Here is a 20,599-nt window from a genome sequence, read left to right on the forward strand (position 1 = left end):
CCGCGGGGAGCGACGGCTATGAGCACGGTTCTGATCGCCGACGACGATCCGGACATTCTGGCGCTGGTGACGTTCAAGGTGAAACAAGCCGGGTACACGCTCATCACCGCGACCGACGGCGCCGCGGCGCTGGCCGCTGCCCGCGAGACCACGCCCGACCTGGTCGTGCTCGATGTGTCGATGCCGCGGATGTCCGGACTCGAAGTGTGCCGTGAACTGCGCGCGGACGCGGCCACCGCGAAGGTGCCGGTGCTGCTACTGACCGCGCGGGCGCAGGAGGCGGACATCGAGGCCGGCTTCGACGTCGGAGCCGACGACTACGTCGTGAAGCCGTTCAGCCCCCGCGAACTCGTCGCACGAATCGCCGCGATCCTGGGTCCGGCGTAACGCCTCAGGAGAGCAAGGAGCGGGTCAGTGCTCTGGCCTTCGCGGCACGGATCGCGCTGTCGGCGGGGGTGGACTCGTCTTCACCGTCGTCGCTGGGCGCGCCGACGGCTCGGGGCAGTACGAGCGTGAGCATCGTCCCCTCGCCCGCCGCGCTGCGCAGCGTCACCTCACCGCCGTGCCGCTCGACGATCGAACGCGCGATCGCCAGCCCCAGGCCCGTGCCCTGGATCGCGCTCGCCACCGCGTTCGACGCCCGCTGGAACGGCTGGAACAGCCTCTCCTGGTCCGACACCGGGATCCCGATCCCGGTGTCGGTGATCTCCACGATCACCCGATCGGCTCGCTCGGGCCGCGCGACCACGCGTACGGTCCCGCCGGCCGGCGTGAACTTCACCGCGTTGCCGACGAGGTTCAGCAGCACCCGCTCGAGCTGACGGGCGTCGCCGTTCACCGCGAGGTCGGTGGCCGCGTCGCACTCCAGCGTGAGCCCGGACCCGGCCGCCACCGGCCCGAACACCCCACGCACGCTCTCGACCAGCGACGCGATCTCCACCCTGGTCGCGGTCATCTCCAGGCTGCCGGACCCGATCCGGGAGAGCGTGAGCAGGTCACCGACCAGCTCACGCAACCGCTCGGCGTTGCGCTCGACCACCTTCAGGCTGCGCTCCTGCGCCTCGGTCAGCTCACCCTGATCGCCGGAGAGCAGGATCTCCAGGTAACCGAGGATGCTGGTCAGCGGGGTCCGCAACTCGTGCGACACGGTGGAGATGAAGTCGGTCTTCTGCCGGTCCAGGTCCTGGAAACGCTCGGCGAGTTCCCGCTGGTGCCCGTAGACCTGGGCGACGTGCAACCCGCGGCCTGCGTCGGCAGCGACCGCCTCCAGCAGCGCCCGCTCGTCGCCGGTCCAGGTGCGCGCCGCGTCGGCCTGCACGAGGACGATGAGGCCGGACGCCTCCCCGTCCACGGCAAAACCGGTCAGCAGACACGACCGGGCTCCCCCGGCCGCCAGCACCGCCGCCGCCAGCACACGGTCGGGCGCGTCCGGCTGCGCCGGCGCCGATCGGTCAGCCCACACGCTGTTGCGTGGCCACGGCGTCGCGGCGGTGGCCTCGCGGAACGCTTCGACCGAGGGCGGCGTCCGACCCTGGCGGTTCCAGAGCCGGTCGACGGAGCTCGCCGATCCCCCCTCGGCGAGCCGCACGTAGACGTAGTCGACGCCGAGCGCGACACCCAGCCCCGCTACGACCTGGTCGAGGATCGCGTCCCGGTCCAGCGAACCGCTCACGCTCGCCCCGAGGTCGTGGGCCTCCTGGCGAATCCGGGCCCGATCGGCCTCCGACGAGCGCAGCCGTTCGCTCTCGTCCGCCAGCTCGTTGATCTCCCGGACGACCTTCCGTACCTCGGGCGGCCCGGTGACGCGGCCGCGCGCCGATCGGTCGCCGCGGTTGAGGCGCGCGAGCGTGGTCCGGATGTTCTCCAGCGGCGTGACGAACAGCCGGGTGGTCCGGAGCCCGAGTACGAGCGCGACGACCGCGGCCAGGATCGTGAGCAGCGCGGTCACCACGTCGCTGACCAGCGTGATCGTCCGGAACCGGTCGAGCACGGTCGTGCGCTGCGCGTGGAACTCGGCGCTGACCTGAGTGTTCACGGCGCGCAGCTGGTCGAACAGCGCCTTGCCGCGCGCGACCGCAGCGGCGGACCCGGGGTCCCTACCCGCCGGGGAACCGGCCAGCGGAGCCGCGAACGCCAGCCAGGCATCCGCGCGCGCAACCTGCGTCGCCACCAGCGCCCGGAGCGCGTCGGTCCCGGAATCGTCGGCCGCGTCGACCACGACGTCCCGCGCGGCGGGGTACTGCGCGATCCCGCGGCGATACGGCTCGAGGAACGACCGCTCGCCGGTCAGCTGGTAACCACGCAGACCGGTCTCGGCGTCGGTGAGGGCCTGGAGCAGCGCAGCGTTGGCCGCAGTGGCGTTCGCGGCGCGCCCGATCGTCGCGTCGACGTTCGTCGCGAGGTACTGGCCGACCGCCAGCCGGGCACCACCGAGCAGCAGGAGGAGCGCTACGAGCGCACCGAACCCTGCGCGGAGGATGCTCGCCGTCGAGGTCATAGGCCGGTGTTACCACCCCTTCGTTACAGCGAGTCCGTTTCACCCCGATTTATTATGTAACACGCTACTTGCCAGGCAAGGGAGGCGTGCCCGCACACTGATGCGGTGATCTGTTCCGCCTGTCGCGAAGGTCGCCACTCCGAGTGCCGCGGCGGTAACTGGTGCGCATGCCAGCACCGCCCGCCGCGCCCACCACAACGCCCGACCGGTCCCAGCACGGAATAGCGCTAGCCGGCCGCCCGAGCCAGGGCGGTGAGCCGCGAGAGCGCACGCAGGTACTTCTTGCGGTAGCCGCCGGCCAGCATCTCCGGGGTGAAGATCTGGTCGACCGGGCAGCCGGACGCGTGAACCGGCAGGCTGCGGTCGTAGAGCCGGTCGACGAGGACCACGACCCGGAGTGCGGTGTTCTGGTCCGGGACGGGCGTCAACCCGGTCAGCCCCACCGACTCGACGCCGTCGAGCAGCGCGCCGTACCGGGACGGGTGCAGCGTGGCCAGGTGCGCGAGCAGCGTCGGCCAGTCGTCGGCGGTCGCCGTCGGGTCCGCCGCGACCCGGTCCCGCACGACAGCCTCGTCCAGCGGCTCCGGCGCGTCCACCGCGTCCCGGTGCCGGTAGTCCGGACCGTCCACGCGGACGGCGTCGAACTGCTGGGACAGGGCCTGGATCTCGCGCAGGAAGTCCTCGGCCGCGAAGCGGCCCTCGCCGAGCTTGTCCGGCAGCGTGTTCGACGTCGCGGCGAGCGCGACCCCGCGCTCCACCAGCCGGGTCAGCAGCGACGAGACGAGCACGGTGTCGCCCGGGTCGTCCAGCTCGAACTCGTCGACGCAGAGCAGCCGCAGCGACCCGAGCGCGTCCACGGTGCCGCCGAAACCGAGCGCACCGACCAGGTGGGTCAGCTCGACGAACGTCCCGTACCCGGCCGGTTTCGGTGCGGCGTGCCAGAGCGACGTGAGCAGGTGGGTCTTACCGACGCCGAAGCCACCGTCCAGGTAGATTCCCGGACGTCCGGCACGCGCGGGCGCCGCGCGCCGGAACAGGCTCTTGCGGGGCGGCGGAGCAGCCAGCCGCTCGGCAAACCCGCGCATCGCCGCGAGCGCGGCGGCCTGCGACGGCTCGTTCGGATCCGGCCGGTAGGTCTCGAAGCGCGCGTCCGCGAACCGGGGCGGCGGCACCAGTTCGGCCACGAGCCGCGCGGGGGCGACCTGCGGTTGCCGGTCGGAAAGCCGGCGGGAGCGGACGTCGACTGCGGGCTCGGACACGGTACGAGCCTACGGTCGGGCGGCCCCCCGGCCCACCGGGCAGCGCGATGACCTCGCGCACAGCGCCCGGCGGCCGATGGTGGGATGGCACGATGCGTGTTCTCTACTCCGCGTCCGCGCCGCCGTCGGCCGTCGAACTGGACGACGCCGCGCTCGAGCGCCTGTACGCGACCGACCGCGACGTCCCCCGGCTGCGAATGAACTTCGTGGCGAGCGCGGACGGCGCGGTCAGCGTCGACGGGCTCTCCGCCGGTCTGTCCAGCCCGGCCGACAAGCGGGTGTTCAAGGTCCTCCGCGGGTGGTGCGACGGGCTCGTCGTCGCCGCGGGCACGGTCCTGGCCGAGGACTACGGCCCGGTGACGCTGGACGCCGACCGACGCGCCCGCCGGGTCGCGGCCGGGCTCGCGCCCACGCCGACGCTGGTGGTGGTGTCCGGCGCGCTGTCGATCGATCCGACCCATGCGTCGCTGGCCAAGGCACCGGTAAGGCCAATCGTCGTCACCGGCCCGGACTCCCCCGCCGACCGGCGCGCGGCGCTGGCGGAGGTCGCCGACGTCCTGGTGCTGGGCCGGCCGGGCCTGGGCGTCGACCTCGCCGCGGCCAGGGACGCGCTGCACGAGCGTGGGCTGAGCCAGTTGCTCTGCGAGGGCGGTCCGCGGCTGTTCGCCGGGCTGACCGCCGCGGACCGCGTCGACGAGGTCTGTCTGACGGTGAGTCCGCTGCTGGCCGGGGGTGGCCCCGGGCGGATCAGCATCGGCCCGCACACGCCCGACCCCCGAGAACTGGCCCTGGCGCACGTCGTCGAAGACGCGAGCGTGCTTTTGCTGCGCTATTGTCGCCCGGCTCTGCTTCACTGACCGCCATGAGTCCTGGCGCGACGGGTGACGACGAAACCACGGAGACAGCCGAGCAGCCCTGGTCCCTACCGGTACCGCCGCCGGTCGAACCGATGCTCGCGAGCCCGGTGAAGGGCATCCCGGTGGACGAGGGCATGCACTACGAGCCCAAGTTCGACGGGTTCCGCTGCCTGATCTTCCGCGAGGGCGACCGGGTCGTGCTCGGCAGCCGCGGCGGTAAGGAGCTGCAGCGGTACTTCCCGGAGGTCGTCGAGGAATCGCTCACCGCGCTGCCGGAGCGGTGCGTCGTCGACGGCGAGCTGGTCGTGGTCACCGACGAACGGCTCGACTTCGACGCGCTGGCGCAGCGCATCCACCCGGCGGCGTCCCGCATCCGCCTGCTGGCCGAGCAGACCCCGGCGCACTTCATCGCGTTCGACCTGCTCGCGGTCGGCGACGAGGCGCTGACCGAGATCGGCTACGCACGCCGCCGCGCCCGCCTGGCCGAGCTGTTCCCCGCCGACGGTGGCCCGGCCGGCCCGCGGACCCACCTGACGCCGGTGACCACCGACCCGGAGACCGCCCGCGAGTGGTTCGAGCAGTTCGAGGGGGCCGGGCTCGACGGCCTGATCTGCAAGGCCGCCGACGCTCCGTACGAGCCGGGCAAACGCACGATGCGCAAGGTGAAGCACGCGCGCACGGCCGACTGCGTGGTCGCGGGCTTCCGCTGGCACAAGTCGGGTCCGGTCGTCGGCTCGCTGCTGCTCGGCATCTATGACGACGACGGTCACCTGCACCACGTCGGCGTCTCCGCGTCGTTCACCGCGAAACGACGCCAGGAGCTCCTGGACGAGCTGGCTCCCTATCGAATGTCCGATCTCTCCGAACACCCGTGGGCCGCCTGGGCCGCGCAGACTCCCCCGACTCCCGGCGCCGAGCCCGCCCCCGGCGCCGACCCCACCCGGATGCCCGGCGCGCCCAGCCGGTGGACCGGGAAGAAGGACCTGTCGTGGGAGCCGCTGCGGCCAGAACTGGTCGTCGAGGTGGCCTACGACCACATGGAGGGGGACCGATTTCGGCATACCGCCCGCTTCGAGCGTTGGCGGCCCGACCGAGAACCCCGTTCATGCACTTATGCTCAGCTCGACCGTCCTGTCCGTTTTGATCTGGAACGCGTTCTGAAGGGTTCTCCGTGACGCTACGCCGCGCCCCCCGGCTCCCCCTCCTGATCCTGAGTCTTGTTGCCGCACTCGGGTTGTCCGCGTGCGGAGCGTCCAGCGCGGACGGTGAGTGGCGGTCGGTCCCGCGTGCGGAGTCGTCCGCACCGGCGCAGCCGAACCCGTCGGGTACCCCCGGGCAGACCACTGTGGCCTGGAAGGACTGCAAGGCGGAGATCGAGCGGTCGATCGGCACAACGCTGTCGGGCGTCCAGGTCGACTGTGGCGCGGTCAAGGTTCCGCAGAACTGGGCGAACCCCAGCGGCGACACGTTCGCGATCGCGCTGGTCCGCGTCCGCCGGCTGCAGCAGAAGAACCGGATCGGCTCGCTCCTGGTCAACCCCGGCGGCCCCGGGGCGTCCGGTATCGAGCTGGCCGCGCAGACCCCGCTGTTCCTGCCCGGTGAGGTGCTCGAGCGCTTCGACATCGTCGGCTTCGACCCGCGCGGGGTCGGCCTGTCCGACCCGGTCGACTGCCTCTCGCCGGCCAGTAAGGACGCGGTGACCGCGGCCAACCCCGATCCGGAGCCGGCGGCCGAGTTCAACCAGCAGCTCGCGCTGTGGCGTTCCTCGATCAACCCGTGCGTCACCAAGTACGGCGCGAAGCTCGGGTACTACAGCACCGAACAGACCGCCCGCGACATGGACGCGATCCGGGAGGCCGTCGGCGACAGCCGGATGACCTACCTCGGCTACTCCTACGGGACGCTGCTCGGCGCGGTCTACGCGCACCTGTTCCCGACCAAGGTGCGGGCGTTCGTCCTGGACGGTGCGGTCGACCCGAACCTCGACGGCATCACCGCCTCGGAGGGGCAGGCCGCCGGGTTCGAGAAGGCGTTCGACAACTTCGCGGCGGCGTGCCGGGCGAAGGGCAGCGGCTGCCCGATCGGCCCGGACGCCCGGCGGACGCTGCACAACGTCCTGATCACCATCCAGAAGAAGCCGGTTCCCGGGGTGGGCGGCGAGCGGCGGACCGCGACCACCGGGCACGTCCTCTCGGCGGTGACCGCAGCGCTCTACGTCAAGGCGCAGTGGCCGACGATGGAGAAGGCGATCGCGGACATCTCCAAGGGCGACCCGACGACGGTGTTCTCGCTCAGCGACAGCTTCACCGGCCGGAACTCGGACGGCACGTACAACAACATGACCGACGCGTTCACCACGATCGGGTGCACCGACGAACGGAACCCGCCGACCATCGACGTCGTGCGGAAGCTGCAGACCGAGTGGCGGCGGAAGTACCCGCTGTTCGGTGCGCCGCTCGCGATGACGCTGCTGAGCTGCGCGGCGTGGCCCGGTTCGCACGACCCGTACCCGGTCGGCGCGGCGATCGGGGCGCCGCCGATCGTCGTCGTCGGCACCACCGGCGACCCGGCGACGCCGTACGCCAACACCGCGAAGCTCGCGAACGAGATCGGCACCGCCCACATCGTCACGTGGCAGGGCGAGGGGCACACCGCGTACCCGCAGACGAACTGCATCCGCGAGAACATCACCAACTACCTCATCACCACCGCCCCACCCCCGGACGGCCTCACCTGCCCTGCGAACTAGCGCCGCCAGGCGCGAGTGTTCTGACGTGGAGCCCGCTCAGGGCGGCGCTGACATCCGCGCGCGACGACGCCGCGTATACCGTCATACTCAAGTCGTTGCGCGCGGCTGTCAGCGCCGCCCTGAGCGGGCCGTGCACTCAGAGGTGCGTCTGGATCCACGACGTGGTGAGAGCCGCAACTCTGTCGAGGCAGCCGGGTTCTTCGAAGAGGTGGGTTGCGCCGGGGACGATCTCGACACGCGCGAGGCCGCCGAGCGCGTCTGCGGCCTGGCGGTTCAGCTCCAGCACCGGATGGTCGAGCGCCCCTACCACCAGCAGCGTCGGCGCCGCCACGGTCGGGAGCCAACTGCTCGCGAGGTCGGGACGTCCGCCCCGGCTCACCACCGCCCGCACCGTCTCCGGCCGCTGCGCGGCGGCGGCGAGCGCACCCGCCGCGCCGGTGCTGGCACCGAACAGCCCGAGCGGCAACCCCTGCGTCTCCGGGTGGTCCATCACCCAGCCGACGACGTCGTCGACCCGGCGGGCCAGCAGGTCGATGTCGAACCGCACCCGCCCGGTCCGCTGGTCCTCCTGCTCCTCGGCCGCGGTGAACAGGTCGACGAGCACCACGGCATAGCCGGCGCGGTAGAGCGCCTTCGCCACCTGCCGGTTCCGCGGGCTGTTCCGGGAGCTGCCGGACCCGTGCGCGAACAGCACCACACCCCGCGCGGAGTCGGGCCGGCCGAGTACCCCGGCCAGCTCCGCGTCGCTCACGCGCACCACGACCTCGGTGACCCGTTCCTTGACGTCCGCGCGGTCGCTACCACCTGCGGCTGACCGGCCGGATCCACTCTGCGGGTGGCTGTGTGGGGACAGGGTTCGCTGCGGCCTGGTCAGTGGGGTTCGGGCCTGCTCGGGCATGCGCGCCTCCTCGAGGGCGGGTCGCACCGGAGTGCCGGTCGTACTGAGCATGACCCGCGGATGTGCTCCGCGTCACCATCCGGACGCGGAAAACAACCGGAGAGTGAGGCGGTGCTCAGCGCTTCCGAGCGCGGCTGGGCTGCACACGCATCGGCTCGCCCTCCATCTTCGGGTAATTCGGGGGATAGGGAGCGTCGCCGAGGTCGTGGTCGCGGGCGTCCCGCTCCGACCACTCCAGCAGCGGCTCGATCCCGACCGCCACGTCGTCGATACCCGCGTGCAGGTCGCCCAGCTCGGCGAACCGGGGCGGCACCGTGCGGATCGTGAGGTCCTCGCTCTCGACGTCCGGCAGTTCGTCCCAGGTGATCGGCGCCGAGACCAGCGCGCCGGGCCGGCCACGCAAGCTGTAGGCGCTGGCGATCGTCCGGTCGCGGGCGTTCTGGTTGAAGTCCACGAACACCCGCTCGCCCCGCTCCTCCTTCCACCACTTGGTGGTGGCCAGCTCGGGCACCCGCCGTTCCACCTCGCGCGCGAACGCCAGCGCCGCGCGGCGGACCTCGGTGAACGTCCAGTCGGGCCGGATCCGGACGTAGATGTGGATGCCGCGGTTGCCGGACGTCTTCGGCCACCCCGCCCAGCCCAGCTCGGCGAGGATCTCCTGGACGATGCCGCCGACCCGGCGGGCTTCCGCCAGGCCGGTGCCGGGCTGCGGATCGAGGTCGATGCGCAGCTCGTCGGGCTGTTCGGTGTTCGCTCGTCGCGAATGCCACGGGTGGAATTCGACGGTCGACATCTGGACCGCCCACGCCACCGACGCCAGCTCGGTCACGCAGAGTTCGTCGGCCGCGCGGCCGCTCGGGAACCGGACCTGGACGCTCTGCACCCAGTCCGGCGCGCCCTTCGGCAGGCGCTTCTGGTAGATCTTCTCGCCCTCGACGCCGCCCGAGTACACACCGTCCGGGTATCGGTGCAGCATGCAGGGCCGCTCTCGCAGCGCGCGCACGATGCCGTCGCCGACCGACAGGTAGTAGTTGACGATGTCGAGCTTGGTGACGTGCGGCTCGTCGAAGTAGACCCGATCGGGGTTGCTGATCCTCACCGCACGGTCACCAACGGTGACTTCGACCGCCGGTGACGCTGCTCGGGACGCCATAACAGCACCGTACCGCCGCCCCACTTAACTGGTGTCGAACCGGAGGATTCGGTGGTACGACTGTTCCCAACACATTTTCACAGCTGCCCCACATCGCCGCCCGCCGTCCCGGATCCCCGGTGGACCCGCTGGCCCCGCGAAGCCGCCTGGCCAGGGCTGTGGGCGCGATCACGGCGTTTGGTCGGCACCGCTAACCCCCATACAGGCGCATGATCAAGGAAAAGAAGTTGGTTTAGGCAACCTCATAGCTGAGGCTGCCGCAGAGCCCTCGTGACTCCACCGGGTCGCCACGGTGGGTGAACGGAAGGAAGTTGTCGATGAGTTACCTCGTTGCCGACCGCGCCACGGTCGCCGACCGGTTACGCCCTGTGATCACGACGATTTTCGGCACCGAGCCGCCCGTGCGCATCCGCGCCTGGGACGGCAGCACGATCGGTCCGGCCGAGCGGGACGGCGGTCCGACGTTGGTCGTCCGGAACCGCCGAGCCCTGCGGCGGTTGGTGTGGTCCCCGAACGAGGTGGGCATGGCCCGCGCGTTCGTCGCCGGGGACTTAGCCGTCGAAGGCGATTTCATCGCCGCGCTCGACCAGATGCTGCACCTGTTCGACTCGACCAACGGCATGCACCTGACGAGCCAGGACAAGCGGACGATCGTCGCGTCGGCGCTCCGGCTCGGCGCGATCGGCAGCAACCCGCCGCCCCCGCCGGAGGAGATGCGGCCGACCAGCGGCCTGCTGCACAGCGTCCGCCGGGACGCCGCGGCGATCGGCCACCACTACAACGTCGGCAACGAGTTCTACCGGCTGGTGCTCGGCGAGTCGATGACGTACTCGTGCGCCTACTGGCCCGAGCTCGACGACCCGGCCGCCACCACGACGCTCGAGCAGGCCCAGCGGAACAAGGTCGAGCTGATCGCCCGCAAGCTGGGCCTGAAGCCGGGCATGCGGCTGCTCGACGTGGGGTGCGGCTGGGGCACGATGGCGATCCACGCCGCCCGCGAGTACGGCGTCCACGTCGTCGGCGTCACGAACTCGCACGAGCAAGCAGTCGGCGCGGCGAAGCGCGCCGCCGCCGCAGGCGTCGGAGACCTGGTCGAGATCCGCGAGCAGGACTACCGCGACATCGATGACGGTCCGTACGACGCGATCTCCAGCATCGGCATGGCCGAGCACGTCGGCACCGACCAGTGGCACACCTACGCGAGCCTGCTCTACGGCCTGCTCAAGCCCGGCGGCCGGTTGCTCAGCCACCAGATCACGCAGCCGCCGACCGTCACCGAGAAGATCGAGTCGCACCGGAAGGGCAAGACCGAGCGGACGTTCATCACCGCGTACGTCTTCCCGGACGGCGAACTGCAGTCGTCCGGCTGGATCTCCGACCAGTTGGAGAGCGCCGGGTTCGAGGTCCGTGACGTCGAGTCGCTGCGCGAGCACTACGGGAAGACGCTGCGGGCCTGGGTGACCAATCTGGAAGACCACTGGGCCGAGGCGGTCCAGCTGAGCAGCGTCGGCCGGGCCCGGGTGTGGCGCCTCTACATGGCCGGCTCCGCGCTGGCGTTCGAGCGCAACCGGATCTCGATCCACCAGGTGCTCGCCGTCCGTCCGGATCGGAAGGGCCACAGCCTGATGCCCCCGACCCGGGCGTCGTACGCGACGGTGGATTGATCCACCGTTCGGCCGACCCGCGGGTGGGCGGCTCGTACGCCCACCCCCGCCCGGTGGGATCCGCAGGTAGCGTGTGCGCTCGTGGGACGCAATCGGACGCAGGGGAGGCATGTACATCGGGTACGGCATGTGCGCACGACGCGTCCCCAGCGACACGTACGCCGCAGTGAGCTGGCCAAGCTGTTACGGCGGCCGTCGTTCTACCTCCCCTCGGCGGTCCCCGCCCTGCTCGTCGCGATCGCGCTGACCGCGACCGCCACGTCCTCGACGGTCGGCACCTCCGGCCGCCCCCCCGACATCGTGATCAGCCAGGTCTACGGCGGCGGCGGCGAGCCTGGCTCGATCTGGACCGCGGACTTCGTCGAGCTGACCAACCGCGGCGACGAACCGGTCGACGTGACCGGCTGGAGCGTGCAGTTCGCCCCGCCGCGCGAGCGCTCCTGGGGCCTCACCCGGTTGTCCGGCCGGATCCCGGCGGGCGGGCGGTTCCTGATCGCCGAGTCGACGGGCCGCAGCGGCACGACCCGGTTACCGGAGCCCGACGTCACCGGCACCCTCGACCTGGGCTCCACCAGCGGAAAGGTCGCGCTGGTCCACGACTCGTCGCCGCTGCGCTGCGTCGCGAGCTGCACCACGGTCGAGGGCGTCCGCGACTTCGTCGGCTACGGCAGCGTCGACGACTCCGAGGGACGCCCGGCACCGGCGCTCTCCCCCACCACCGCCGTGGTCCGGCGGGACATCAAGGTCCCGAGCGGCGGCCAGAGCGCGTCGAGTATCGAGGACGACCCCGGTGGCCCGGCGGGGGTGGAGGGCGGCCCGGACCCGGCTGACGGCGTCTCCGGGCTGACCACCGAGGGTGGCGTCGACACCGACAACAACGCGGCCGACTTCGCGGTCGCGACGCCGGCTCCTCCCGGCGGGCACGGCGACTCGGCGGGCAAGACCGCTCGGATCGCTGATATCCAGGGCAAATCTCACATGTCGCCGCTCGCCGGCCGGCTGGTGACCGCGGTTCCCGGCGTGGTCACCGGGGTCGGGCGAACCGGCTTCTGGATGCAGGATCCCGTTCCCGACAACAATCCGGCGACCAGCGACGGGCTGTTCGTCTTCACCGGCACCGCGCCGCGCGTCCAGAGTGGTGACACGGTCCGGGTGGCAGGGACCGTCACCGAGTACCGGCCGGGAGGCGCCGTAGGCGGCGACAACCTGACCACCACCGAGCTCATCCGGCCGACGGTCTCGGTCGCCACCGGCGCCGCGCGGCGACCGATCCCGGTGCTGATCGGCCCTGGCGGCCGGGTGCCACCCACCCAGGTCCGCACCGATGCCCCCGGCGACGTCGAGACCGCCAGGATGTTCGCACCGGCCACCAACGCACTGGACTTCTACGAGTCGCTCGAAGGCATGCTGGTTCGCGTCGTCGAACCGGTCGTGGTGGGGCCGACCAGCGTGAACGGCCAGCTGCCGGTGCTGCCCAGCGGTGTCGGGTCACCGCGCACGGCACGCGGCGGGCTACGCCTCACCCCCACCGATCCGAACACCGAACGGGTCCTGCTCGACGACCTGCTCGCGCCGTTGCCGGTGGCGAACGTCGGCGACCGGCTGCGCGGCGCGATCGACGGCGTCCTCGACTACGGCCGCGGTGACTACCGCGTCGAGGTGCTGGCGACACCCGGGATCGTCGGCAGCAAGATCGCTCCGGAGACCGCCCGGCCGGCTGCACCGACCGACCTCACGGTCTCCAGCATCAACGTCACCACGGTCAACCCGACCGGCGAGACGACCCGCGTGCGCCAGCTCGCCGCGACGGTGGTGCGAGGGTTGCGGTCCCCGGACATCGTGTCGGTCGAAGAGATGCCGGACGATGACGGACGCGCCTCCGACTCGCAGGTCGACGCCGAGCAGGGCTGGAAAGCGCTCATCGACACGATCCGGGCAGCGGGCGGCCCGCGCTACGACTACCGGCAGATCGACCCGGTGAGCGGGAAGGACGGCTCCGGACCGGAGAACCGGCGGCTGGGCTTCCTCTTCAACCCCGCGCGAGTGACGTTCGTCGACCGCGGTGCCCCGGACGCGATCACGGCCACTCAGGTGACGTCGCTCGACGGCAAGACCGGGCTGACGCTGTCGCCGGGACGGGTCGACGCCGCCAGCCCGGCGTTCAAGGACGCCAGGAAGTCGCTGGCGGGCGAGTTCCGCTTCCGCGGGCAGACCGTGTTCGTGATCGGGAACCACTTCGTCACCGGGCGTGGTGACGAGCCGCTCTTCGGACGGCACCAACCCCCACAGCGGACGTCCGAACAGCAGCGTGGCAGCCAGGCCTCGGTCGTCCGCTCGTTCGTCGACGCGCTGCTGGCCGCCGATCCGAACGCCGCTGTCGTGGTCGTCGGTGGCATCGCCGACGCGGAGAACACGCCGACGCTGGGGCTGCTGACCGCGGGCGGCGGGCTGCTGGACCCGACCGCGACGCTGAACCCCGCCGACCGGTACAGCATGGTCCTGGAGGGCAACGCGGTGCTGCTCGACCACGTGCTGGTCAGCCGCGCGCTGAAGGGCACGGCGGTCGACGTCGTCCACGCACAGAGCGAGTTCGCGGCGCGCTGGTCGGACCACGATCCGGTGGTGGGTCACGTGCGGCTCCCGGCCGGACCACCGCAGCCGGAGAGCTCATCGTCTCCCGAGTCGGCCACCCCCTGACCGAGGTACGGTTGTAGGCATGACTCAGCACACGCGGCCGACTGTTGTCAAGTCGGACGAGGAGTGGCGCGCCCAGCTCACTCCGCAGGAGTATCAGGTTCTTCGTCAAGCCGGCACCGAGCGGGCCTTCACCGGTGAATACACCGACACCAAGACGGTCGGCGTCTACCACTGTCGCGCTTGCGGGGCAGAATTGTTCCGCTCCGAGACCAAGTTCGAATCGCACTGCGGCTGGCCGAGTTTCTACGCGCCGTCGGACGCGCAGAACGTCGTCCTGATCGAGGACAACACGCTCGGGATGCGGCGGGTCGAGGTCCGCTGCGCGGCCTGCGACTCGCACCTCGGTCACGTCTTCCACGGCGAGGGCTACGGCACCCCCACCGACGACCGGTACTGCATCAACTCGATCTCGCTCACGCTGGAGCCGGCCGAGAGCTGACGCCCGTGGGGCCCCGGCGCGCCGGGGCCCGCACGCGTCACGGCAGCGACGCGACGATCTCGGCGACCGGCTTGCGACGACCGGTGTAGAACGGCGTCTCCTCGCGGACGTGCCGGCGCGCGGTCGAAGCCCGCAGGTCACGCATCAGGTCGACCATCCGGTGCAGCTCGTCGGCCTCGAACGCCAGCATCCACTCGTAGTCGCCCAGCGCGAACGACGCGACGGTGTTCGCCCGGACGTCGGCGTAGCCGCGCGCCATCTTGCCGTGCTCGGCGAGCATCGCGCGGCGCTCCTCGTCCGGGAGCAGGTACCACTCGTACGACCGGACGAACGGGTATACGCACACGTACGCACGCGCCTGCTCGTCGGCCAGGAACGCCGGGATGTGACTCCGGTTGAACTCCGCGGGGCGGTGCAGCGCCAGCTGCGACCAGACCGGCTGGAGATGGGCGCCGAGCTCGGTGCGCCGCAGCCGCCCGTACGCCTCCTGCAGCGCGTCCGAGGACGACGCGTGCCACCAGACCATCAGGTCGGCGTCGGCCCGGAGGCCGGACACGTCGTAGACGCCACGCACGACGACGTCCTTCTGGGCCAGCTGCTCGAACAGCTCCTCGACCTCGGTCGAGATCGACGCACGGTCGGCGGGCAGGCGGTTCTCGGCCCGGAACACCGACCACATCGTGTACCGGATCGAGTCGTTGAGCTCCCGGATCCGCTGGGCGTTCGGGTTGTTCCCGGCAGCCTGCTCAGCCATTGGACTGGCTCTCCCCTCGGTTCATGCCGGCACTCGGGTGGCGAGCGCCGACAGTATCTGGTCGGCAGCGGCCTGGCCGGACCGGATACAGGCCGGAATGCCGACGCCGTCGTAGGCGGCCCCGGCCAGCGCCAGGGTCGGTTCGGTGGCCAGCGCCGCGCGCACGGCGGCCACCCGGTCGAGGTGACCGGGTGCGTACTGCGGCAGCGCGCCGCCCCACCTGTTCACCTTGACGCCGAGCGGCGCCGGCCAGCCGCCGGGTAGCGGCACCAGCGTGCCGAGTTCCTCCAGGACGGTGGCGACCAGCGACTCGTCGTCCCGCTGGAGCGCCGTCTCCTCGCCGTGCCTGCCGACCGAGGCCCGCACGACGGTGACCGGGTCGCCGACGTACCCGTCGAGACCGCGTGCCTCAACTACGTGTCCCCACTTCTGCGAGACGTAGGTGACGGCTTTGACCAGGCGTCCGGAGCTGGCGGGGACCAGTGCGCCGGTGCCCGGCGGCAGCGGCAGCCGGCCCGGCAGGACCAGCGAGACCAACCCGACGCTCGCGTACTCCAGTACGCCGACGGTGCCCGCCGCGGTCGCGTCCACGTCTGCCAGCAATCGGGACGCCGGAGCGGCCGGCACCGCCAACACCACCGCATCGGCGCGGACGGTCGTGCTGCCGCCGAGCCCCGCGGACCCAACCGTGAGCTGCCAGCCGTCCGGGGTGCGCTGCAACGCCCGCACCGGCAACCCGGTCCGGATCGCGGCCTTCGACTCGTGCGCGACGGTGGTGACCAGCCGGGACAGCCCACCGCGCACGGTCGCGAACATCGGCGTCGGGGGCGTCTCCGGGCGCGGGTTGCCCCGGGCGGCGCGGGCGGCCTTCACCAGCGACGGCTGGTCGGCCAGGCCCGCGGCCAGCGCCGGCATCGTCGCTCGCAGCGACAACCGGCTGGCCTGCCCGGCGTACACGCCGCCGAGCAGCGGCTCGACCAGCCGATCCAGGACCTCGGAACCGAGCCGGTCGGCGATCAGAGCGCCGACCGCGACGTCGCTGTCCCCGAGCGGGACGCCGGGCCGGCAGGACTCCGCGCGGACCAGCGCCAGCCCGTCGTCGCTGAGCACACCGGACGCGGCGGTGGCCTCCAGGTCGGCCGGGACGCCGAGCAGCGTGCCCGCCGGTAGCGCGCGGAGCATGCCGTCCACCCAGACCGTCGCTCCGGCGGCCGTGGGGCTGACCAGATCGTGCGCGAGCCCGACCCGCTCGGCCAGCGCGCGGGCCTCCGGGACCCGCAGCAGGAACGACTCGGCGCCGTCCTCGACCGGCACTCCGGCCACCCGGCCGGTTCGGAGCTTCCCGCCGACGCTGCCCGACTGCTCGATCACGGTGACCGCGGTCCCGTCCGGCGCGGTGTCACGAATGCGGAGCGCGGCGGCGAGGCCGGCGATACCACCGCCGACCACGACGACGTGCAGCGGACGGGTGACGCGGTCCTCGAACAGCACGAAACCATCGTGCCGCACCCGAACGGCGTCCGGCCGGTGCGAACACCCGCGAACCTGCCGGACGTGGGCAGCGTCACGCGTCCGGGGCACCGTTCGGTCACGGCCGGACAACGACCGTCGAACGGATGCAACCACCGGGCCCATCGCCACGTCGAACTCGCACAGGCTCGAAGCCCCCACGACGCCGACGAGAGGGACCACCATGGACGCCCGCCTGATCCGCCCCCGACGCCGAGCGTCCGGACCACCGTTGCTGGTCGCGGTCCTGCTGACCGCCGCGCTGGTACTCGCCGGATGCAGCGGTGACGACAGCGGGTCCGACTCCAGTGCGCCGGAAGCGGCGTCGGCCGGCGGCGCCCCGGCGAACCCCGATGTGAACTCCGGCAAGACCACCACCGAGGACCAGGCGGGCCGCCCCGGCACCGTGACGACGCTGGGCACGCGCAACCGGGCGCTGGTGTACATCGGGAGCCTGTCGGTCACCGCGAAGAACGTCCCGGACGCCGCGACGCGCGCCATCGATGCCACCGAGGCCGCTGGCGGTTACGTCTCCGCCGACGAACGACGGGTCACCGGCGAGGACGACGACGTCACGATCACGCTGACGCTGCGGGTGCCGTCCGGGAAGTTCACCGCGACCGTGGACGCGCTGTCCGCGCTCGGCACCGAGCGGTCGCGGCAGCTCGGCACCGAGGACCTGCAGTCCTCGGCGATCGACTTGGAGTCCCGCATCACCGCCCAGCGCGCCAGCGTCGCGCGGGTGCGGTCGCTGCTCTCGCGCGCGAACTCGATCACCGAGCTCGCGTCGATCGAGCGCGAACTGACCTCCCGGGAGAGCGAGCTGGCGGCCCTCGAAGCGAGCCGCCGCACGAACACCGACCGGGTCAACCTCTCGACGATCACGCTGACGCTCACCGAGCCGTCGGCGGAACCGAAGGTCGAGAAGAAGGAGCGTGGCCTGATCGTCGGGCTGCGGAACGGCTGGGACGCGTTCGTCTCGACGATCACCGTGCTGCTGACCGTGCTCGGCTGGCTCGCGCCGTTCCTGGTGACGATCGCGCTGATCGCCATCCCGATCTGGTGGGGCGTCCGCCGGTCCCGGCGGCACCTGACCCCGCCTGCCTCGCCGTCCTCCCCGGCGCCGCCGACGGGCCCGAACGGGCCGTCCACGCCGAACGGCCCCGGCGGCTCGAACGGCCCGGGCGGCTCCGGCGGACCTCACGGACCGAACGGGCCGGGCGGGCCGAACGGGCCGTCCGCGCCTGCGGGGCCGAGCGGGCCGTCGGCGCCCGCCCAGCCGGTCGGTCCACGGGCCTGAGCCCCCGCCGCCCGGCCTGACGGCCGGGCGGCGCCGGTCGGGCCGCGGCGCAGCTGGCAACGCGGCCCGGCAGCGCGGGGCGGCCCGGCAGCGCGGGGCGGCCCGGCAGCGCGGGGCGGCCCGGCAGCGCGGGGCGGCCCGGCAGCGCGGGGCGGCCCGGTCGGGTCGGCGCGGGCGTCAGGCTGGGCGGGCGGAGCGCTCGTGTACGAGCTCGACGACGCGGGTCAGGACGTCCGGGTCGGTCTCCGGCAGCACGCCGTGCCCCAGGTTGAAGATGTGCCCCGGCGCCGACGCGCCGTCGGCGAGCACCCTCTCGACGTGCTCCGCGACCACCGACGGCTCGGACAGCAGGACGGCCGGGTCGAGGTTGCCCTGCACCGCACGGTCGCGGCCAATCCGGGCGGACGCCGCAGCCAGCGGCGTCCGCCAGTCGACGCCGACCACGTCGGCGCCGGCCTCGCCCATCGCACCGAGCAACTCCGCGGTTCCGACCCCGAAGTGGATCTTCGGCACGCCGGTCGGGGCCAGGTCCGCGAGGACGCGCGCCGAGTGCGGCTGGACGTACCTCCGGTAGTCGGCCTCCGACAGCGCACCCGCCCAGGAGTCGAACAACTGCACGGCCGACGCCCCGGCCGCCACCTGCACCTGCAAGAACGCCGACGATATCCCGGCCAGCCTGCCGCAGAGCGCGTTCCACAGCCCGGGGTTGCCGTACATCAGCGCCTTCGTGCGGGCATGCGTCCGCGACGGGCCGCCCTCGACCAGGTAGCTGGCGAGCGTGAACGGTGCACCGGCGAAGCCGATCAGCGGGATCGGGCCGAGCTCACCGACGAGCGCACCGACCGCCTCGGTGACGTACGGAACGTCGTCGGGCTCCAGCGGCCGCAGCCGCTCGAGGTCGGCCTCCGTCCGGAACGGCTCGTCGACCACCGGGCCGACGCCCGCGACGATGTCGAGCCCGACGCCGACGGCGATCAGCGGGACGACGATGTCGGAGAAGAAGATCGCCGCGTCCACCCCGTGCCGACGGATCGGCTGCAGGGTGATCTCGGTCACAAGGTCGGCGCGACGGCACGAATCGAGCATGCCGATGCCCTCCCGGACCTTCCGGTACTCCGGCAGCGACCGGCCGGCTTGGCGCATGAACCAGACCGGCGTGTGCGACACCGATTCCCGGCGGCAGGCGCGCAGGAACGGGCCGTCCGCCAGCTCCGCCGGTACCGGCGCACGCCCGGTGACCTGCTCCGCGACGGCTTGCGGAGCGGCGTCGGCTGCGGGCTGCGGCGCGGCGCCGCGGGGTGCTGCGGTGTCGGTCATGACGGCCATGGTTTCACGGAGCCGCCTCCGGACGGCACGTCGGCATACGGCGCCCGCCGACGTGCCACCCGGAAGCGGCGCCGGTCGACGGACCGGCGCGCCTCGCTGCGCGGTCTCCGCCGCTCCCCCTACGCTCTTGAGTCATGGCCCCCACCGGCGCCGAGCCCGACCCGTTCGCGCGCGCCGTGGCGACGTTGCGCGCGGTGCGGACGCGCCCGGAGATCTTGCTCGAGGAGGTCCCGGCTCCTCAGCGGCTCGCCCCTCGCAGTCACGCGCTGTCCGGCACCGTCCTCCGCGGCGACGAGGAGGTAGCGACGGGACGGTTGATCGTGCTGCACGACCCGTCCGGCCAGGAGGCGTGGGACGGGCACTGGCGCGTCGTCTCGTACGTGACCGCCGAACTCGAGGCCGAGATGGGCACCGACCCGATGCTCGCCGCCGTCGGCTGGAGCTGGCTCCTGGACGCGCTCGACCTCGCCGGCGCCCGCTACGCCGCGATCGGCGGCACGGTCACCCAGGTCAGCTCGACCCGCTTCGGCGACCTCGCCGGTCCTCCGACCAGCTCCGACGTCGAGGTCAGGGCGTCCTGGACGCCGATGCTCGGCAGTTCGGTGGACCTCTCACCGCACTTGGACGCGTGGTGCGGCCTGCTGGCGTCCACCGCGGGCCTACCGCCCCCCGGCGTCACCGTCCTGGCCGCGCACAACTCGGCCTGAGCGCTCCTGGTAACGCCGGTCTCTCACCGGACAGGGCAAGGGCATGACGAGATCGTTGCGACAACGCGTCCGCGACGGCGACGGCGACGCGTTCGCGGAGCTGTTCGAGCAATCCGCGGGCCGCGTGTACAACTACGCGTTCCGGCTGCTCGGCGACTGGGCAGGGGCCGAGGACGTCGTGTCGCTGACGTTCCTCGAAGCCTGGCGTGGGCGACACAAGGTCAACGCCGACGGCGGACCGCTCGTGCCCTGGCTGCTCGGAATCGCCACGAACGTATCCCGCAACACCACCCGGACCCGCCGACGCCACGCCGCGGCGATGGAGCGGCTGCCCGAGCCGCGCGCGGTCCCTGACATCGCCGAGGAGGTCGTCGGGCGCGCGGACAACCTCGATCGGCAGGGCGGCTCCCCGTACATCGTGCTCGCCGATGGCCAGGCGCTCGGACGGGACCCGGACGGGCGGCCGGTGCGCTACGTCGTCGACGTCGACCGTCTTCCGCCCGCGTTCGGTCCACTCGTCACCACGGCCGAGGACGCCGTCCTGGTGCTGGAGATCCGTCCGATGTCCGGCCCGTCGTCGTGGGCGGTGATCGCGTACGTCGAGGCGGGTCCCGCGCGGCTGGTGACGTGGATCGAGAAGGCCGCGCCTCCCTCGGTGAGCGTGCACGACCGTCTCGTCACGGTGCGGCTGGAGAGCGGCGTCCAGAACTACCGCTGGGACCGGAACCGGTTCGTGCGGGCCGGTTGAGACGCGAAGGGGCCCCGCCGTGGCGGGGCCCCTTCGCGTGCG

Annotated in this window: 17 protein-coding genes; 10 read left to right on the plus strand and 7 right to left on the minus strand. The window is 72.3% G+C overall.

Annotation, left to right across the window (positions count from 1 at the left end; genetic code table 11):
- Positions 1-18: 18 nt before the first annotated feature.
- Positions 19-387 (plus strand): response regulator transcription factor, encoded by a 369-nt coding sequence (locus BUB75_RS25475; RefSeq protein WP_073260346.1) that lies wholly within the window; start codon positions 19-21, stop codon positions 385-387.
- Between the two features lie 4 nt (positions 388-391).
- Here BUB75_RS25475 and BUB75_RS25480 read toward each other — a convergent pair whose 3' ends face one another.
- Both BUB75_RS25480 and zapE read right to left on the minus strand, forming a co-directional pair.
- Positions 392-2,497 carry an ATP-binding protein gene (locus tag BUB75_RS25480; RefSeq protein WP_073260347.1) on the minus strand — a complete coding sequence of 702 codons (2,106 nt, stop codon included), beginning with the start codon at positions 2,495-2,497 and terminating at the stop codon, positions 392-394.
- 227 nt (positions 2,498-2,724) lie between these two features.
- Positions 2,725-3,756, minus strand: a complete 1,032-nt coding sequence (zapE, locus tag BUB75_RS25485) for a cell division protein ZapE (RefSeq protein WP_073260348.1) — start codon at positions 3,754-3,756, stop codon at positions 2,725-2,727.
- A 92-nt stretch (positions 3,757-3,848) separates the two neighbouring features.
- Here zapE and BUB75_RS25490 point away from each other — a divergent pair, with 92 nt between their 5' ends.
- Genes BUB75_RS25490 through BUB75_RS25500 form a run of 3 tightly spaced genes read left to right on the plus strand, consistent with a single transcriptional unit; the run spans position 3,849 to position 7,362 of the window.
- Positions 3,849-4,613 carry a pyrimidine reductase family protein gene (locus BUB75_RS25490; RefSeq protein ID WP_073260349.1) on the plus strand — a complete coding sequence of 255 codons (765 nt, stop codon included), beginning with the start codon at positions 3,849-3,851 and terminating at the stop codon, positions 4,611-4,613.
- A gap of 5 nt (positions 4,614-4,618) precedes the next feature.
- The gene (locus tag BUB75_RS25495) at positions 4,619-5,788 is read left to right on the plus strand and encodes an ATP-dependent DNA ligase (RefSeq protein WP_073260350.1); all 1,170 of its coding nucleotides are present in this window, start codon (positions 4,619-4,621) and stop codon (positions 5,786-5,788) included.
- Complete coding sequence (locus tag BUB75_RS25500) at positions 5,785-7,362, plus strand: alpha/beta hydrolase (protein WP_073260351.1); 1,578 nt, start codon at positions 5,785-5,787, stop codon at positions 7,360-7,362. The genes BUB75_RS25495 and BUB75_RS25500 overlap by 4 nt, the downstream gene beginning before the upstream one ends.
- A gap of 136 nt (positions 7,363-7,498) precedes the next feature.
- On the opposite strand, the gene BUB75_RS25505 is transcribed toward BUB75_RS25500, so the two are convergent.
- Positions 7,499-8,260 carry a dienelactone hydrolase family protein gene (locus BUB75_RS25505; RefSeq protein ID WP_084741772.1) on the minus strand — a complete coding sequence of 254 codons (762 nt, stop codon included), beginning with the start codon at positions 8,258-8,260 and terminating at the stop codon, positions 7,499-7,501.
- Positions 8,261-8,375: 115 nt separating this feature from the next.
- A complete protein-coding gene (ligD, locus tag BUB75_RS25510) occupies positions 8,376-9,413 on the minus strand; it encodes a non-homologous end-joining DNA ligase (protein ID WP_073260352.1) in 1,038 nt (345 codons plus the stop codon).
- A 317-nt stretch (positions 9,414-9,730) separates the two neighbouring features.
- On the opposite strand from ligD, the gene BUB75_RS25515 reads away from it, so the two are divergent.
- The 3 genes from BUB75_RS25515 (at position 9,731) to msrB (ending at position 14,213) form a co-directional block, all read left to right on the plus strand.
- Complete coding sequence (locus BUB75_RS25515; protein WP_073260353.1) at positions 9,731-11,077, plus strand: class I SAM-dependent methyltransferase; 1,347 nt, start codon at positions 9,731-9,733, stop codon at positions 11,075-11,077.
- A gap of 129 nt (positions 11,078-11,206) precedes the next feature.
- Positions 11,207-13,774 carry a lamin tail domain-containing protein gene (locus BUB75_RS25520; RefSeq protein WP_073260354.1) on the plus strand — a complete coding sequence of 856 codons (2,568 nt, stop codon included), beginning with the start codon at positions 11,207-11,209 and terminating at the stop codon, positions 13,772-13,774.
- Between the two features lie 19 nt (positions 13,775-13,793).
- On the plus strand, positions 13,794-14,213 hold the full coding sequence (gene msrB / locus BUB75_RS25525) for a peptide-methionine (R)-S-oxide reductase MsrB (protein WP_073260355.1): 420 nt from the start codon (positions 13,794-13,796) through the stop codon (positions 14,211-14,213).
- Between the two features lie 37 nt (positions 14,214-14,250).
- Here the strand turns inward: msrB and hemQ are convergent, their stop codons facing one another.
- Both hemQ and hemG read right to left on the minus strand, forming a co-directional pair.
- Positions 14,251-14,967 carry a hydrogen peroxide-dependent heme synthase gene (hemQ, locus tag BUB75_RS25530; RefSeq protein ID WP_073260356.1) on the minus strand — a complete coding sequence of 239 codons (717 nt, stop codon included), beginning with the start codon at positions 14,965-14,967 and terminating at the stop codon, positions 14,251-14,253.
- A 21-nt stretch (positions 14,968-14,988) separates the two neighbouring features.
- A complete protein-coding gene (gene hemG / locus BUB75_RS25535; RefSeq protein WP_218617751.1) occupies positions 14,989-16,458 on the minus strand; it encodes a protoporphyrinogen oxidase in 1,470 nt (489 codons plus the stop codon).
- 202 nt (positions 16,459-16,660) lie between these two features.
- On the opposite strand from hemG, the gene BUB75_RS25540 reads away from it, so the two are divergent.
- Positions 16,661-17,776: a DUF4349 domain-containing protein gene (locus BUB75_RS25540; RefSeq protein ID WP_073260357.1), complete on the plus strand. Its 1,116-nt coding sequence runs from the start codon at positions 16,661-16,663 to the stop codon at positions 17,774-17,776.
- 177 nt (positions 17,777-17,953) lie between these two features.
- On the opposite strand, the gene hemE is transcribed toward BUB75_RS25540, so the two are convergent.
- Positions 17,954-19,093, minus strand: a complete 1,140-nt coding sequence (gene hemE / locus BUB75_RS25545; protein ID WP_084741773.1) for a uroporphyrinogen decarboxylase — start codon at positions 19,091-19,093, stop codon at positions 17,954-17,956.
- Positions 19,094-19,236: 143 nt separating this feature from the next.
- On the opposite strand from hemE, the gene BUB75_RS25550 reads away from it, so the two are divergent.
- Complete coding sequence (locus tag BUB75_RS25550; protein WP_073260358.1) at positions 19,237-19,809, plus strand: DUF3000 domain-containing protein; 573 nt, start codon at positions 19,237-19,239, stop codon at positions 19,807-19,809.
- A 43-nt stretch (positions 19,810-19,852) separates the two neighbouring features.
- The gene (locus BUB75_RS25555; protein WP_073260359.1) at positions 19,853-20,557 is read left to right on the plus strand and encodes an RNA polymerase sigma factor; all 705 of its coding nucleotides are present in this window, start codon (positions 19,853-19,855) and stop codon (positions 20,555-20,557) included.
- The last annotated feature ends 42 nt before the right edge of the window (positions 20,558-20,599 follow it).

Source organism: Cryptosporangium aurantiacum (genome assembly GCF_900143005.1).
Taxonomy (GTDB): Bacteria; Actinomycetota; Actinomycetes; order Mycobacteriales; family Cryptosporangiaceae; genus Cryptosporangium; species Cryptosporangium aurantiacum.

Coding starts and splice junctions, on each gene's coding strand:
- BUB75_RS25475 (WP_073260346.1), top strand. CDS start 19: ATGAGCACGGTTCTGATCGCCGACGACGATCCGGACATTCTGGCGCTG.
- BUB75_RS25555 (WP_073260359.1), top strand. CDS start 19,853: ATGACGAGATCGTTGCGACAACGCGTCCGCGACGGCGACGGCGACGCG.
- msrB (WP_073260355.1), top strand. CDS start 13,794: ATGACTCAGCACACGCGGCCGACTGTTGTCAAGTCGGACGAGGAGTGG.
- ligD (WP_073260352.1), bottom strand. CDS start 9,413: ATGGCGTCCCGAGCAGCGTCACCGGCGGTCGAAGTCACCGTTGGTGAC.
- BUB75_RS25515 (WP_073260353.1), top strand. CDS start 9,731: ATGAGTTACCTCGTTGCCGACCGCGCCACGGTCGCCGACCGGTTACGC.
- BUB75_RS25505 (WP_084741772.1), bottom strand. CDS start 8,260: ATGCCCGAGCAGGCCCGAACCCCACTGACCAGGCCGCAGCGAACCCTG.
- BUB75_RS25550 (WP_073260358.1), top strand. CDS start 19,237: ATGGCCCCCACCGGCGCCGAGCCCGACCCGTTCGCGCGCGCCGTGGCG.
- BUB75_RS25480 (WP_073260347.1), bottom strand. CDS start 2,497: ATGACCTCGACGGCGAGCATCCTCCGCGCAGGGTTCGGTGCGCTCGTA.
- hemE (WP_084741773.1), bottom strand. CDS start 19,093: ATGACCGACACCGCAGCACCCCGCGGCGCCGCGCCGCAGCCCGCAGCC.
- BUB75_RS25495 (WP_073260350.1), top strand. CDS start 4,619: ATGAGTCCTGGCGCGACGGGTGACGACGAAACCACGGAGACAGCCGAG.
- BUB75_RS25540 (WP_073260357.1), top strand. CDS start 16,661: ATGGACGCCCGCCTGATCCGCCCCCGACGCCGAGCGTCCGGACCACCG.
- BUB75_RS25490 (WP_073260349.1), top strand. CDS start 3,849: ATGCGTGTTCTCTACTCCGCGTCCGCGCCGCCGTCGGCCGTCGAACTG.
- hemQ (WP_073260356.1), bottom strand. CDS start 14,967: ATGGCTGAGCAGGCTGCCGGGAACAACCCGAACGCCCAGCGGATCCGG.